A 14,819-nucleotide genomic window follows, 5' to 3' on the forward strand; every position below is an offset into this window, starting at 1 on the left:
TTTTAGGTAGGACTTACGGAAAATCAATCAATTCGCTTGCGGGGCTGGAAGTGGAAGATTAGAAGGATGGAGACGGTTACGCACGGTGATGCTTCAGCAGTTCCCAATTCGGAACGAAACCGATACCGGGTCGAGTCGGAACTGTGACATACCCGTCAGAATTCAAAACCATCGGTGGGAGGAACATTTCGCCGCGTAATGGGTCAACAGCGGGTGGATAATATTCTAACATCAAGCCGTTATCCCGGCTCGCGGCGATGTGGACCTGCAATTCTTGTGCGCCGTGCGGGGCAATTAATTTTTCGGCTTTCAACGCTTCCTCTACGACCTGGAGTGCTGGCTCATAACCCGGAAGGATAGCGACATCGAGATTGAAGACATCCGCGCCTTCATAATCAATGAGCGTTTGGAAATAGTGTGCACCATATCCGTTTTCTCCCGTCGCGATTTGGATGCCATAATCTTGCGCCATCGCTCGCAATATCTTATGCCCTCTATAATCGTGGCTGTGAATCGGTTCTTCAAACCAAAAAATGTCGTTCGCCTGAAGCGCGGGAAGGCACTCGCTCGCCTTTTCGACCGAAAAAGCACAATTCGCATCTACCATTAGGGTTATACCGGGCCCAACCGTCTCCCGAACCACCTCAATTCGTTTGATGTCTGTTTCAAGTCCGGCATCCGGGTCTCCTATTTTCATCTTGACTGCGGTGGCGTTGAATTCATTGATGTTGCGCGCCATCTCTTCACGGAGTTCGTCGAACCCTTTGTCTCTACCGTAGTAGCCACCAGCAATATAGGTGCGAATGCGTCGCTGTGTACCATCAAGTAAGGCATGAACCGATTTCCCTTCTATCTTCCCACGGATATCCCAGCAGGCTTGGTTTATCGCTGCCAAAACCTGTGTATGATACCCACCGGGTCCGTAGATTTTATAGTTCTCGGCTAACCGTGAAACAAAGGTGGTATCCGTTACATCGTGTCCAATCAATACTGGACGAAACAGATCCACGAACGTTGGGAATAGGTGAAGAGGACGGGTCGCAGCGGTTCCGCCGTTGAATCCGTATCCGATAACCTCTTCTGTCCCATTTTTTGCGGTCACTTTTACGAGATGGAGCCTGCCCTTATCATAGACGTGCATGCCGTTCCAGATAGGTGGTTTATCCCATTCGTAGAGTTCACTTTCAATGGCAGTAATTTTGAACGGATGTGTAGGCATCGTTTTGTCTATTCCTCTACTATTGGCGGTGGTTTTGCTGCAAAAATTGTCAAACGCAATTCCTCGTCAAAAAGTTCATATACAGGTGTCTTTCCGCTCAGTGTTTCGCTTTCATTCAAGATGATACCGACACCTTCCCCTCGGCGTTCTAAAAAATGCCGCCGCCGCACCTGTCTACTCATGTCATCATCCAAAGTGATTTCCGAGAGCAAGCGTGCAAGTAGTTCATTACGCGTGGCTTGGCTGTAGCGTAGATTATCCACTGTCACCGTGTTTGCCAATGCCCCCGGTGAATAGAGTTCCAGTCGGTCATCAAACATGAATAGCCGTATTTTTGATCCAGTTTTTGAATAATCTCTATGCACAACAGCATTGACTATCGCCTCAAATACGGCGCGCATACTGTATTCAGGGTAGTCTATCCTGCCAATGTCCTTCCGTGCTGCCACTGCGTTATATCTTTTAACAAATCTCATAGCGTGTATAATCTGTTGGTCAAGTGGTCCCTTAAAGTCCTGCGCATCAAGTTGGTGGTTTGCATCCTTTTTCTTACTGAGATAAAAAACGGCTTGAATGAAGCTGTTATAGAGGTAGTCATCAGGATTGTCATGACACATTAACACCCCAGCGACAGAGGCACGGTTCTGCTCACCGTCCTTAACCAGCAAACGCCTTTTGAGCAGTAAATCGACCACTTCCTCCTCAGTTGCGCCTTCTGTGATAAATCGCTGATAGAGATCTTTTCTTACTGATTGCGGTTTTGCCGACTCTGTATCTACAACCTAAAAGTTGTAGTTTTAGAGTCGGGATTTTTGATAAATGCCCTTGATACGGTTGGGATAGCGCGGAAGCAATGCTTTGAGGGCGTGCAGATTGTCGCTGCGGATGATCAGGTTATCGTCTGTATTGATCGGGTTGCAGGAGCGGGTTTTGTCAGGTTCAAGTGGGCGGTAAGAGACGGTGAGGTGGTGGGCATAAATGTGTTGTTTTCCTTTAAATCTGCCTTTTGCTGCAGATCTTCTCGTCTCTGTCCGACAGCGAGTCGACCAATTCCAAACAGAATTTCGCCCTTAACTATGGGGCAAGTAAAAATATAATCCGATTCAGTCAGAGAATTCAAACGCCCTTTAACTTCCAGAATATCTTTCATCAACAGACTCAATGTTGATGTTTCTAAGAGATACTTATTCATTCTTTTTCATCTTCATCCAGATCAAAGGGTGAATCGTACTTTATAGGTATTTTCCCTTCTTTGATTGATTGACGCAGTGCTTCAATGTCTTCATCAGTGAGGTATGGTGGTTTTTCCATCAACTTGATTAGGCACTGGGCAGTAGGATTTTTTCTTGTTGGTGTTTTCTGATTCTGCTTTGGTTGCTGTTTGATTGAGTGTTTAGGTTTCATAAAGTTTTGACTCCTTTCCCTTATTGATATTTTAGCATAAGTATAACACTAATTTCCCAGAAATTTCAAGTAAAATTCAGAAGCGGGAAGTTGAGGAATCCGGTGCGGTTGGTAAACCGGACCAACCGCGGTGTGGTTTAGTGTGGGTTTGTCAACTCAGTGTTTCAGTCCATTCGCTGAGAACCCGCGCCATCTCGACAAAAACATCTTCTTCCGTTTTACGGCGTTTGAGTACCTTAAATCCGTGATCCGCTGTATCCAGCAGATGCAAGATTGCCTTGGCACCGAGTTTCTCGCAGACGGGTTCTAACAGGTCAAGCACTGCTAACTTGTCGCGGGTTCCAGAAAGGAATAACATCGGGATTGTGACATCAGCAAGGTGTTCTGCGCGCTCTGTGCCCTCTCTGCCGGAAGGATGCAACGGAAATGCGAAAAACACAAGTCCTTTGACATGTTCAATCGGTTCTTTCGCTGCGGACATAGAAGACATGCGTCCACTATAGGAGTGTCCGCCGACGAGGATGGATAAGTCGCTTGCGGCTTCATAAGCAGCAGCTGCAGCAGATCGGACAGTTTGGAGTGCCACCGCCTCCGATTCTCTACCACCGCCACCGCGTTCCATGTAAGGGAACTGGTAACGGAACGTTGCGATACCGATATCCGCTAACCGTTCTGAGATCGTTTGGAGGGTTGAGGAGCGCATGTTTGTACTTGCCCCGTGTCCGAGCACAAGCAACCATTTCGCGTCGTCTGGACGCATCAAGATTGAGGAGACCTCACCTTTTTCTGGCGTTGCGATAAACTTTGACTCTATTGCTTCATAACTCATTTTCTACACCTTAGATTTTTTGTTGTGAAAGGTATTGGTGAAAGTTGTCAAGTGTGCTAAAGTCTGCAAAGTTGTGAAGTTGTCAAGAACTATTTGATTGCCTCAAAATTTCTTCTCAACTTTAGCACACGTGCAAATTTTCTTAATTAGTGGATCACGCACTCTTGCACGATGTCTCGGTAGGTCTCTAACCCCGCAATTTTTAATCCTTTCACCTTTGCCAGATCGTCCCACCGCCGTAGGGTGAGTGCGTCCTGAAAATGAGGGATCTGTTCAAACGCCTCCCGTTCTTCATCTGACATGACACCGCCTTGAACCTTGAGACTCCTTTTTGATGCCTCGGATAATCCATCATGATAAGAAGCATCGGTCGTACACAGATACCTTTTTGCCGGAACATGCAGGCGGATAGGTGTTGTGACCGCTTCTGAGAAAAACGGTTCCATATACTGCGCGCCGATCTCTTCATGATTCAGATCCGTGGCGAGAAAGGCTTTATCGGCATTGTGTTCGTCTAAGATAAAATGCCCGATATCGTGGAGTAATGCGCCCGTAATCAGTGTGTGGCTTGCATCGTTCTGCTGTGCGAGGGCAGCACATTGGAGCGCGTGTTCTAACTGCGTCACGACCTCATCGTAGAATGACTGTCCACGTTTTTCCATGTAGTTGAAGAGTGTATCAACCTTTTGTTGGGCAGTTGCACCCGTCATTTCTTGTGCGAGGCTTTGATCAATGCAATTTTGCATGATTTACAGTTTTTCCTTGAAAATGTGCGATCTTGCTAATTTGTTTGTCTCGGTTTGAACTGTCTTTCGCGTATTCTGAAAAAGCTTGTCGCTTGTCAGCGTAGTACTGCTCACGCCAGTCGCCTTGCGAACTGGCGTTGTAGGTGAGATAGACAATCCGTCTCGGTTGTTCTGAACGGTTTGTTGGGCTTTTGTGTGGGATGTAAGAACCGAAAAGGAGAATATCTCCAGGATTTGTCGGCACGGCGACCCAATCCATCGTCGCTGCGGTTTCGGGAGCAACACATCCCTTTTCGTCCAGTGCGATGACCCCTTCTTGGTGTCTTCCAGATGCGAAATAGAGACAACCACTTTCAGGAGTTGCGGAATCCACCGAGATCAAACAGGTAATATGGTAGTCGATAAACTCATAAGCGGGCGCGTCCTGATGCGCAGCATAACCACCACCGCCGGGGTACTTGTAATTGATTTTTTCTTTGTAGAGGACTGCTGGTTCTGCCATCAACTCGGAAACGACATCTAACACTTTGCCACGCGTCACGGTGGCTTTCATACCGGTGTGATACGGCACAAAATTTTCTGAGCGAGAGAGTCTCGGTCCATCTGGCGTGGATTCGTAATGATGCATCCACTTATCGGGAGTCGGTTCCCAGTTCGAGATATCAGAGACCCACGCCTGTAGATTTTTTACCTCTTCGGTACCGAAAAAGCCGGGGATTTTCAGGTACCCGTTGGTTTTCCAGTTTCGATGGTCTTTTGGATTAAGGTGAGACATAATCCTCTTCCTTGTGGATATTCTCTTAGATGTCAGTATAGCGTGCAAAGGCCTTTTTGTCAAATTTTGGAGAGCGGCTCCGGTCAACCTATTGATTTTGGAGATCAACAGGTGTCATACTAAATTGCAACGTGTTCGTAGAGTTCGCAATTTCCATCCGATAATCCCATCCGCCTGTATAGTCTCCAGACTGGATTGTTAGGGTGTTCCAACCTGCCTTTAACGACAACTCAAAGTGTGCCCATCCTCGAAACAGAAGGGCACCCGGAACGGACGCTTCAGGCACCTCAACTCCGTTGAGAAATAGCCTGCCCAAGTGGCATCCCCATCCGATCTGCGCGAATACACGCTGCGCATTGGGGCTTTTGATATGAGTCGTGCCATAGCCGAATGCCCAATCAGGGTTTCCGAAAGCACTGTCTAAGTTAATCCGTTCCGTTTCAGAGAGATGTTTTTGCCAAACGACTTCTCCACTTTGTCCTTCGTAAGTTTTATCAACCCCGGACTCTGGGAGGGACACTGCGATGAAATCGGATGGAATATCGTTCGCGTTGGTGGGCACCTCTGTTACACCAAGGTCAAAGGGACCGAGAAGCATCCAATCTTTGAGCACATGCATATTCGATCTATCAATAGGATGGAACAGATTCTTGCGACCAGTTAATTGTTCGCCTCCATACACGATTGAGTAATCATAGGTAGGCAACGGTGTTAAAGCATCAGATGCGACTGTAAGACCAACAGTGCCTTTTGTCAACTGTCCGGGTTTAACTTGAAATGATAATCGGTGTGGTGAAATCTGCCAATTCTGATTTGGATGGAAAACTATTTCAACCTCTAACTGTTTTTCAAGCGTGTTTTCCAACGCAATTTCGAGTTTACCACTGGAAAAGGGTTGAGTTCTATCAATATTGAAATGAGAATTAAAGGTGAGTAGATTCGCTATCTTCTCTTTAATGGCTGCCGTTGAGATGTCAGCGGGATGGACATTTCCCGGCTCTATAATCGCAACGTTAACCTCTTCGTCATCTACGGTTACAATGCTGTAATGATCGAAAGCCCCAGCCTCTGGTGCTTCTTGTGGTGTCAAGCCGCCCCCTGTTGCGCTAAGCACAAAGTAGCGACGGTCATTTCGGGTGTGCAAGGTCAAGTTGTGGTAGTGTCCAGCAAAAACGGTGTACGCCCTGTCATTGAGTGCTGCTTCAACGTGCTCCCATCCCGAGTTTTCGTACAACCATATAGGTCTGTGCATCAAGACGAACGTGTGCCGTACATTTGGATGTTGTGCTAATTCATCTTCCACGTATTTTATCTGTGCTTCTCCAAACCAGCCTTCTTTCTCCCAGTCCCACTCCGCGTGCCTTGAGTTGTGCCACTCCTCAGTATTCAGCATTATAAAGAGACAATTTTTATACGTAAATGCTGAATAGGTGCGTCCGAGGTGTTCCTTCCAGTAGTCGTACATCACTGGGTTCGTAATGTCGTGGTTACCGGGTAATGGCAGAAATGGAACGATTAAATCGGATTCATGTTGCCAGAATTCTTTCCATTCTGCCGCGAGTTGTTCAAGATCTCTTGTACCTCCCTGTATTAAGTCACCGACCATAATGGCGAAGTCGGGTTTCAGTATATTGATCTCATCTATTGCTCGATCGAACACTGGCCACTTATCTAAGCCGCCACCAGTTTTATCACCTATGATAGCGAAACTGAATTTGTCAGGATCATCTGAAAACGGGCGTTCAATAATCGGTGTCCGTTCTGGAAATTTGGGTGTTTGAGCGGTGACTGTAGCAATTATTGCGAGGTATAAAGCAGGTAACACCACAATTTTCAGTAAGTGTGCGGACTTAGGCATGTCATTCTCCTTGTGCTTATGAGTCGTGGAACTGTGTTTCTTGAAGATATTCTACATCCATGAGAGTATAGCATTAATAACACTGGTCGTCAACAACGAGACTGGGTATGTAAATGTCCGGGGTGTTGGGCGGAGTGTGAGGTCTTGCCAAACGCGATTTACACCGGCGATTTGTTAAAGCAGACCCTGTTTGCTGATAGGAACGCCTGAATCTTCCATCTTCGCTTTCAATCGGATTCTGGGATCGGTAAAACGTCACAATAGACGGGTTCCATCTTCTCTGAGTATGTATCCCCCCGAACCCACATGACAGGACGGATATTTTTTACCTGCTTTTTAGGTACGCGTTCTGCATTTCCGCTGATATAATGTGCTACATTACAACGTCGGAAACGGAGACTGTGGTTGTCGGTGCTTTTATGGAGGAGTTGGTTGTTGAACCAAACGACTGCTCCAGGTGGGACTTCAACAGCAACACCATCTTCGTCCCGGGCATCGCGTGCAATCTTAAATTCGTTCTGTTGTGAGCCTTCAAGGTCCTCATGCGTAAGAATGCCGTATTTGTGACTACCCGGAATAACGTATAGGCAACCGTTTTCTTTGTCCGCCTCATCAATAGCTGTCCACGTTCCAACCGTCATTTCGGCTTTATACTGATGGTTAAAATACCATTTATCTTGATGCCACGGAAAACCTAACCCAATCTTTGGTGCTTTCCAGATATAGAGATTGCCTTGACTCAGCAGATTTGGACCGAGTAGGTCAACGATAGGATCCGTTAGACGCGGATCACGTACACGGGCAAGGAATTCTGGGCAATAACAACTCACATGATGGATCTTGTGCATTGCATGGATACCCGATGCTGCAACTTTTCCATCTATTACCAATGCATTTTGATCAATATTGGCTGTCGGGAAAGATCGTTTTCCATCAACAATATCATCAGCGATTTGCCGTAGTATGTCGTTTTCTTCTTCTGTGAAAACGTTGTAACGGACAAAGTATCCGTTTTCTTCCCACGCGGATTGTTCTTCAGATGTCAGGCTAAACTTCCGTTTCTCGAATGTTGTGTTTGTGTCCATCAATGCTCCCATTCACAAATTTTATATTCTCCGACCACGACCTACTCTTCTAAAATTGGTATAACATCACGTTGAACTTCATCCGCCATACCTGGATAGGTTTCACCACGAATCCACATGGGCGGTCGTTTTTTATTTACAGCCTCAGGACGTGTCCATTCTGTTTTTGCACTGATATAATGCGCTATGTTAGCACGTCGAAAACGATTACTGTGGTTATCCGTGCTTTTATGGAGGGTTTGACTATTGAACCAGATGACCGCGCCAGCAGGGATTTCTACTGCAACGCCATCTTCATCACGAGCACCCTCTGCCTGTTTAAACTCTCCTTGTTGTGAGCCTTCAAGTTCCTTGTGTTCACGAACACCATGCTTATGGCTGCCGGGGATAACGTATAAACAACCATTTCCTTTATCAGCGGCATCAATCGCAGTCCATGTCGCGACTGTCGTTCCGGTTTTGTACTGATGGTTAAAATACCATTTATCTTGATGCCACGGGAACCCTAAACCAATTTTTGGCGGCTTCCAAATATAGAGATTGTTGAGACCGAGGAGATCTGGGCCGAGGATGTCAACAGCCGGGTCAGTGAGACGGGGATCGCGCGTACGCGCAAGGAATTCTGAACAATTGCAACTCACATATTGGATATTGTGCATTGCGTAGATCCCTTGTGCTTTGACTTTACCGTCTCTGACTAAAGCGTTTTCAAAGATATGATAGTCTGGAAAGGGACGTTTTCCATCAACAATGTCATCAGCGATTTGCGCTAAAAAATCATTCTCTTCTTTTCTAAAAACGTCGTACCGGACAAAGTATCCATTTTCGTCCCAAGAGGCTCGTTCTTTAGGTGTCAGGCTAAATTTCCGTTCTTCGGATGTTTTATTTTTGTTCACGCATTCTCCTCTTAATTTAATATTTTCATGGCATTATTTTATTACGACGTAGTGTAAAAAATTGGACTCTGTTGGACTAAAACGGTAAGAAAAAATAGGAGGAAATCAACGAGGCAAACTAAAGAAGCGTGTAAGTAGTGTCTGTAGTTACCACAGGCAACTACAGACATCAATACTTTACATTGAAAAGCCGCCGACAAAGATGTTGTTCTCTGCGCTGCTTTGCTGCCACGTCACCGGGAGGTGAGTGTCTTTATAACGATAGACTTCAGATTTGCCGACGATCGCGTTCTGAATCGTTGTCAGGGGTTTATACCAGATCTGATGTGGCTGTGTGCATCCGGCGCACGGGTAGCGGTTCGCTGACAGTGCGAGGACCTTTCCGACTTTCACGTCATATTTAGTCCCTTCTTTCGAGAATTCGACAGAAGCGGTTTGGGTTGCAACAACTTTACCTAAAACGTCCGCGCGTTTCGTTGTTAACATGTCTTTGAGGGCAGCACGCTGTTCCGGCGTGGTGCTCGCATCCATATACAACACGCTCTTGCGCGTTTCGGTGTCAATTGCCAAGTTATTTTTCGCACTAATGACAGCGACAACGGTTAAGTTCTCCAGCGAAACATCGTTCCAACCTCCGCTCTGAATGTTCCAAACGGCGGTTGCCTCTCTGCCACCTTCCACAAATTCGGAACCAAAGTGGCACGCCCCAACGTAAACACTCGCGGAACGGGCTTCAATATATTCGCCTTGCACAGTCGGTGCTTCCGTAGCAAAAGCGAAACCCGCTATGAGGGTCAGCGCGAGTGTTGTTAAAACAAGAATACCTTTCATGAACTATTCCTCCTTGCGCTATGCTTTAATCCAAGTGTAGCCTGCAAATCGAGTTCGCGTTACCGGTAGCGAACATGTTACTACACTATTTGATGTTATTATACTGTAACTCGTATGGAAATGTCAACTTTTTTGCAGCAGTATTCAGTTTTTGGTTTTCTGTTGATTCTATGGAAGAAGTCACGAGTCGAAACTCGCTCCTACAGTGTTCGTTGGACGCGGGTTTTTCTGTTATCTATTTCGTGCGTACGAGAATTAATATCACAATAACAACGCAGAGGATCAGGACCCAGAACATAGGCACAGAGCCTTGGAAAAAGTCCATGATCGTGTTCTTTTTCGTCATCTTGAGCGGGACGTAGTGATCTCCGCCATTAACGATTGTAACAGGTTTGCCAAGCCGATCGCCGTATCCGTCTTTGTAAATACTGATGAGATAACGACCTGCGGGGATGCCCGACTTTCCATAATCACCATTCGCATCTGTCTTTGTTGTAAATTCTGTGCCGTCTTGGGCAACAATTATAACTTCAACACCCTCAATCGGGTTCTGTCTTTCGGTCGTATCAACAATCTGTCCGCGGACAGTGCCTCCCTGTTGTGCGAAAACAATCCCGACAGATATAATCGTATAGACGACGAACATTAGTGCTAAACGTAGACGAGTCATTGTTATATTTCTCCTGGGGTTGGAGATTCAGGAAGTGTTATTTCCCCGCTTTCATTAGCAGACGGTGAAGTGTTCCTCCTAAAATCTCTGCCTTGTCTATTTCTGGGATAAATGTACAGTGCGTTCGGAATGCCTCAAGTGCGTGTTGATATGTCATAAAGTTCCGAACAACCGGATAGTCCGATCCCCAACAGAGACGACCAGGACCGAAATGTTCATAGAGGGCGCGTACAATCCAATGTGTGTCGGATTGTGGATAATCCCACGAGACCTGCGACACATAAGCGAATCCTGACATCTTGATATGAATATTTGGTAGATCTGCCGAGGCAAGCACTTGCTTTAGCTGCGGATAGGGGTGTGCTTCACCGGCGCGTGCGCCCCCCATGTGATGACACAGAAATGGAACTGTGGAGAACTGTGCGGCGAGTTTTCGGAGCGGTTCATGCTGATGACTTCCCATGGCGATGCTGGCAATGAGTCCCAATTCGGCTGTTGTTTGAAAGAAGCGTTGTCCCTCGTCTGAAAAGAACCAGCTGCCGTCGTCATCGCCTTTGAGATAATGGGTGTAGCCTTTGAGGTTATATGCCTCTGCGGCTTCCTTTAGACGGTCAGCGGCACCCGGCGTGTGATATGTTTCTGTCCATGAACAGTCAACATCAGCAAACTGAATCAGTCGTTCAGGGTAACGCTTTACACACGCTGCGACGTAATCGTTGTTTTCTGGATTTCTGTCGATGCGTGCACAGATAAGCACTGCTTGGTCAACATCGTGCAGATCCATTTCGTGGAGGAGTTGTTCGACTTTGCCACGACTCTCATCATCGGGAACAGGGGGTTGATAGGGCCACCGGGGCCAGGCGTGCGTGTGGGAATCAATTATCATTTTTTCTCCTGAGATCTTTTCCTCTTTGCTGGTGAAGTTTCTAATCCGGCTTAATTCAGCCCCAGCATCAAGGCACCTAATTCTTGCTTGTTCGTTTCTTCGGGTTTCACAATACCAACGATTTTTCCATTATACATTACCGCGATTCTGTCGCTGAGGTGGAGCAGCTCGTCGAGTTCGGAGGAAACCAGTAAAACGGCTTTTGCGCGATTCCGTGCGTGAATAAGCCGTGTGTGGACGAATTCCGCTGCGTGAATGTCTAATCCTCGCGTCGGGTGTGCAGCGATAATCACTTCGGGGTTCGCCTCTAATTCACGAGCGACAACGACTTTCTGCTGATTTCCACCGGAGAGTGTCCGTATCGGATGTGTGATGTCCCCAGCACGGATCTGGTATTTATCGAGTGCGTTTAGTGCAGAACGCTGAATCGATTCGCGCCGAAGTATGCCGTGGCGACAGAAACGTCTGTTTTTATGATGTCCAATGATAAAATTGTCATCAATTCGGTCATTGAGGCTAATTCCGTGTCGGTGTCTATCGGCAGGGACATGCGCAATCCGTTCGCTGTTTGACGTAAGCGTTCCGCTGTCAATGTGTCGTAAACCTGTCAGCACTTGAATCAGTTCTGTTTGTCCGTTCCCTTCTACACCTGCGATGCCGACAATTTCACCAGGGAAAATCTCAAGATTAATTTCGTCGAGGTGTCGTTTGCTGGACTCTTTATTCCTTATTGTGTTTTTCCATTTATGCCGCTTTGTAGTGTCTGAACCTCCAGAGAGCGTGACATTTTCTAAGTAGATTCGCGGTGTTGTCTTCTCAGTCTGCTCCCGCGGCACGGAGACAGGGATAATAGGTTCGCCGAGAATCATTTCCGCCAACGTTGCAGGATCAGTATCGGCAATAGCGGAGGAGGCGACAGTCTGCCCACGTCTCATCACTGTGACGGTGTCAGCTATTGCCATGACTTCATCAAGTTTGTGTGTGATGATAATGAGACTCCTTCCTTCATTTCTAAGACTCCGCATACAGTTAAAAAGCCCTTCGACTTCTTGTGGAGCAAGTACCGCTGTCGGTTCATCCATGATGAGGATGTCCGCGCCGTGGTAAAGGACTTTCAGGATTTCGGTGTGTTGCTGTGCCCCAATCGGCAGAGATTCAACAGGAACGTTCAGCGGCACATCGAAACCGAGCTGCGTCGCAAGTACCGTAATCCTTCCTTCTGCTTGTTGATAGTCAAGCAGGGCACTGAATTTGCGGGGTTCTTTAGCAAGGATGATGTTTTGAAGAGCCGTGAAAACAGGGATAAGCGTGAAGTGTTGCTGCACCATTCCTAAACCAAGATGCATCGCACGCCGCGGAGAAGAAATATTCACTCGATTGTCATTGACGAAGATCTCGCCTGCATCGGGTTGATACAGTCCGTAGAGAATCTTCATCAATGTGGATTTACCGGCACCATTTTCACCGACGATGGCGTGTATCTGACCGCGTTGGAGCGTGAAATCCACTTCGTCATTTGCTTGTACGTGTCCAAATCGCTTGCTGATGCCGCGCATCTCAATAATTGGTGCGTGTGTCATTTCTACTGCCGTTCGTGCGGAACAAGGATGTCGCCCGCGATAATTTTCGCCTTAAATGCTTCAACCTGTTTCAAAATCTCGTCCGAGAGAAGTTCGCGGTTAACGTCATCAACGATATACGCAACACCTCCCTCTTTAAGCCCATAATCTTTCAAGCCTCCGGAGAAATTCCCTTCTTGGACACTTTTTATCGTCTCATAAACCGATATTTCCACACCTTTGATGACGCTCGTAAGCACTAAACCGGGAGCAAGGTGGTTACCGTTAGAATCAACCCAGATGATCGATTTCTTTGTAGTTTTTGCGGCTTCAAGTACGCCAAGCCCACTGGCACCCGCGGCGGCAAGGATAATATCTATCCCGCGGTTGTATTGTGCGAGCGCGAGTTCTTTGGCTTTCGCTGGGTCGTTGAAGGCTTGCGGTGTGACACCGACGTAATCCGCCACGAATTCAATCTCTGGATTCGTCGCTTTAATGCCGGCACCGAAACCTATTTCAAACGCCTCAACCAGTGGCACCTTCATCCCGCCGATGAAACCGATCTGTTTTGTCTCTGTTTTCAATGCTGAGATGACCCCTGCAAGGAATGTGCCTTCGTGTGCCCGGTAGGTGAGCGATGCAACGTTCGGCTGTTCTATAACTGCGTCAATAAGTGCGAACTTGACATTAGGAAAATCGCTTGCGACACGCTTCATCGGCTCCTGAAAGAGGAAGCCAACACCGATAATAAGATCATATTTCAGTTTTGCGAGTCTGCGAAGCGTCAGTTCGGTATCTGTACTGAGGCTTGGCGTAACCTCTGTGAGTTTAAATCCCCATTCATCCATCGCTTTTTTCGCGCCCGCGTAGGCGGCATCACAAAATGAGAGATCACCACGCCCTGTTACGTCATAAATAAGGCCAACTTTCAGTGCCGCAGGGGCTGTCTCTATCACAGCGAAACATGCGATGAAAAGTGTAATCAAAATTTTTATACGCAAAATGTTTTCCTTTCAGTTCTGTTGTTTTTTGATAGATAGAGTGAAGTCTGTCTCAACACTCTTTAGGATACATCATAGTAGATTCAAATGCAAGATTTATTGTTGGAAAGTTAGAAGTTTGGAGGTGTTTTTACTTGGGTGTTTCCCTTAGAAGATGGCACACGCAGCGTTTCTATCAGTCTTCCTGTTTTCCAACCTTCCTGAAAACCTGAAATTTGTTTCTTAATATTGCCGTTGACTTTTTTGATTTTTAACGTTATTCTATTTACAGAATTCCCGCTGTTGTTGTAATAGTGAGGAATAGATTGGCGAATGTCTAAATTATATTGACAAAAATGGAGGAGAGTTATGAGAGTAACTATCACAGTGCCGAAGTTAGCGGCGTTAAGTTTCCTTGTGCTTTTCGGTTTGGTACTTTCGCTACCGACGTACGCGGGTACCCAATTGTGGGACTTTGAAGAAAAGCACGATGACTGGAAAGTTGCCAATGGAAAGTGGGAAATCGCAAAAGGAGTCTATCACGTTGACAAGGGTGGACAAGCGGAACACTCTCTCGTTGGTGAAGAGGACTGGGATGATTACACCATTGAGGCGAAGGTTCGATTGGACAACCACCATTGGGCGGGTATCGTTTTTCGCGCCGAAAGCGAGATGGAGTATTACGTCTACTATCTCAATGTCCCAAATAACAAAACGGAACTCTGGCGACACAAAGATGGTGCTTGGAATGCCCGCGACAACGTCGCCCAAATCCCAGCTGTTGAGAAGGTCCAAATAAAGAACGGCGAATGGATTGATATGAAGGTTGTCGTTGAGGGCAGTGAATTTCAGATTTATCTCAATGGTAAACTTCAGGGTGAACATAAAGATGATGTCTACAAAACCGGCCAAGTCGGTGTGTGGGCATGGGAAACCGAGGCGAGTTTTGATGATTTCACCGTTAGTGGTGATAATATCAAGGACACCCTCGCTATTGAACCGAATAACAAACTCGCAACAACATGGGGACGGCTCAAACGGGTTTACTAATTTTGCGGAAGGTTTAGCCTCAGAAGTTTTC

16 protein-coding genes are annotated in these 14,819 nt (G+C 46.7%); 1 reads left to right on the forward strand and 15 read right to left on the reverse strand.

Going from position 1 to position 14,819, the window contains the following annotated elements; translation table 11 throughout:
- Nucleotides 1-76 precede the first annotated feature (76 nt).
- The 15 genes from OXH39_03270 to OXH39_03340 form a co-directional block, all read right to left on the reverse strand.
- Nucleotides 77-1,219: a mandelate racemase/muconate lactonizing enzyme family protein gene (locus OXH39_03270; protein ID MCY3549456.1), complete on the reverse strand. Its 1,143-nt coding sequence runs from the start codon at nt 1,217-1,219 to the stop codon at nt 77-79.
- A gap of 8 nt (nt 1,220-1,227) precedes the next feature.
- Nucleotides 1,228-1,914: a hypothetical protein gene (locus OXH39_03275; GenBank protein MCY3549457.1), complete on the reverse strand. Its 687-nt coding sequence runs from the start codon at nt 1,912-1,914 to the stop codon at nt 1,228-1,230.
- A gap of 194 nt (nt 1,915-2,108) precedes the next feature.
- A complete protein-coding gene (locus OXH39_03280; GenBank protein MCY3549458.1) occupies nt 2,109-2,411 on the reverse strand; it encodes a hypothetical protein in 303 nt (100 codons plus the stop codon).
- Nucleotides 2,408-2,623, reverse strand: a complete 216-nt coding sequence (locus tag OXH39_03285) for a hypothetical protein (GenBank protein MCY3549459.1) — start codon at nt 2,621-2,623, stop codon at nt 2,408-2,410. The genes OXH39_03280 and OXH39_03285 overlap by 4 nt, the downstream gene beginning before the upstream one ends.
- A gap of 151 nt (nt 2,624-2,774) precedes the next feature.
- Nucleotides 2,775-3,452, reverse strand: a complete 678-nt coding sequence (locus OXH39_03290; protein ID MCY3549460.1) for an alpha/beta hydrolase — start codon at nt 3,450-3,452, stop codon at nt 2,775-2,777.
- Nucleotides 3,453-3,598: 146 nt separating this feature from the next.
- Nucleotides 3,599-4,198: an HD family phosphohydrolase gene (locus tag OXH39_03295; protein MCY3549461.1), complete on the reverse strand. Its 600-nt coding sequence runs from the start codon at nt 4,196-4,198 to the stop codon at nt 3,599-3,601.
- On the reverse strand, nt 4,182-4,973 hold the full coding sequence (locus OXH39_03300; GenBank protein ID MCY3549462.1) for a phytanoyl-CoA dioxygenase family protein: 792 nt from the start codon (nt 4,971-4,973) through the stop codon (nt 4,182-4,184). The genes OXH39_03295 and OXH39_03300 overlap by 17 nt, the downstream gene beginning before the upstream one ends.
- Nucleotides 4,974-5,061: 88 nt before the next feature.
- Complete coding sequence (locus OXH39_03305; GenBank protein MCY3549463.1) at nt 5,062-6,831, reverse strand: metallophosphoesterase; 1,770 nt, start codon at nt 6,829-6,831, stop codon at nt 5,062-5,064.
- 227 nt (nt 6,832-7,058) lie between these two features.
- Nucleotides 7,059-7,916, reverse strand: coding sequence for a phytanoyl-CoA dioxygenase family protein (locus tag OXH39_03310; protein MCY3549464.1), 858 nt, complete (start codon nt 7,914-7,916; stop codon nt 7,059-7,061).
- 41 nt (nt 7,917-7,957) lie between these two features.
- Nucleotides 7,958-8,812: a phytanoyl-CoA dioxygenase family protein gene (locus OXH39_03315; GenBank protein ID MCY3549465.1), complete on the reverse strand. Its 855-nt coding sequence runs from the start codon at nt 8,810-8,812 to the stop codon at nt 7,958-7,960.
- Between the two features lie 177 nt (nt 8,813-8,989).
- Nucleotides 8,990-9,643: a DUF1326 domain-containing protein gene (locus tag OXH39_03320; GenBank protein MCY3549466.1), complete on the reverse strand. Its 654-nt coding sequence runs from the start codon at nt 9,641-9,643 to the stop codon at nt 8,990-8,992.
- Between the two features lie 235 nt (nt 9,644-9,878).
- Nucleotides 9,879-10,313 (reverse strand): carboxypeptidase-like regulatory domain-containing protein, encoded by a 435-nt coding sequence (locus OXH39_03325; GenBank protein MCY3549467.1) that lies wholly within the window; start codon nt 10,311-10,313, stop codon nt 9,879-9,881.
- Nucleotides 10,314-10,350: 37 nt separating this feature from the next.
- Nucleotides 10,351-11,199 carry an amidohydrolase family protein gene (locus OXH39_03330; protein ID MCY3549468.1) on the reverse strand — a complete coding sequence of 283 codons (849 nt, stop codon included), beginning with the start codon at nt 11,197-11,199 and terminating at the stop codon, nt 10,351-10,353.
- Nucleotides 11,200-11,249: 50 nt separating this feature from the next.
- On the reverse strand, nt 11,250-12,779 hold the full coding sequence (locus OXH39_03335) for an ABC transporter ATP-binding protein (protein ID MCY3549469.1): 1,530 nt from the start codon (nt 12,777-12,779) through the stop codon (nt 11,250-11,252).
- A 2-nt stretch (nt 12,780-12,781) separates the two neighbouring features.
- Nucleotides 12,782-13,759: a BMP family ABC transporter substrate-binding protein gene (locus tag OXH39_03340; GenBank protein MCY3549470.1), complete on the reverse strand. Its 978-nt coding sequence runs from the start codon at nt 13,757-13,759 to the stop codon at nt 12,782-12,784.
- Nucleotides 13,760-14,107: 348 nt separating this feature from the next.
- Between OXH39_03340 and OXH39_03345 the strand changes: the two genes are divergently transcribed.
- Nucleotides 14,108-14,788, forward strand: coding sequence for a DUF1080 domain-containing protein (locus OXH39_03345; protein ID MCY3549471.1), 681 nt, complete (start codon nt 14,108-14,110; stop codon nt 14,786-14,788).
- The last annotated feature ends 31 nt before the right edge of the window (nt 14,789-14,819 follow it).

The organism is Candidatus Poribacteria bacterium (genome assembly GCA_026702755.1).
Taxonomy (GTDB): Bacteria; Poribacteria; WGA-4E; order WGA-4E; family WGA-3G; genus WGA-3G.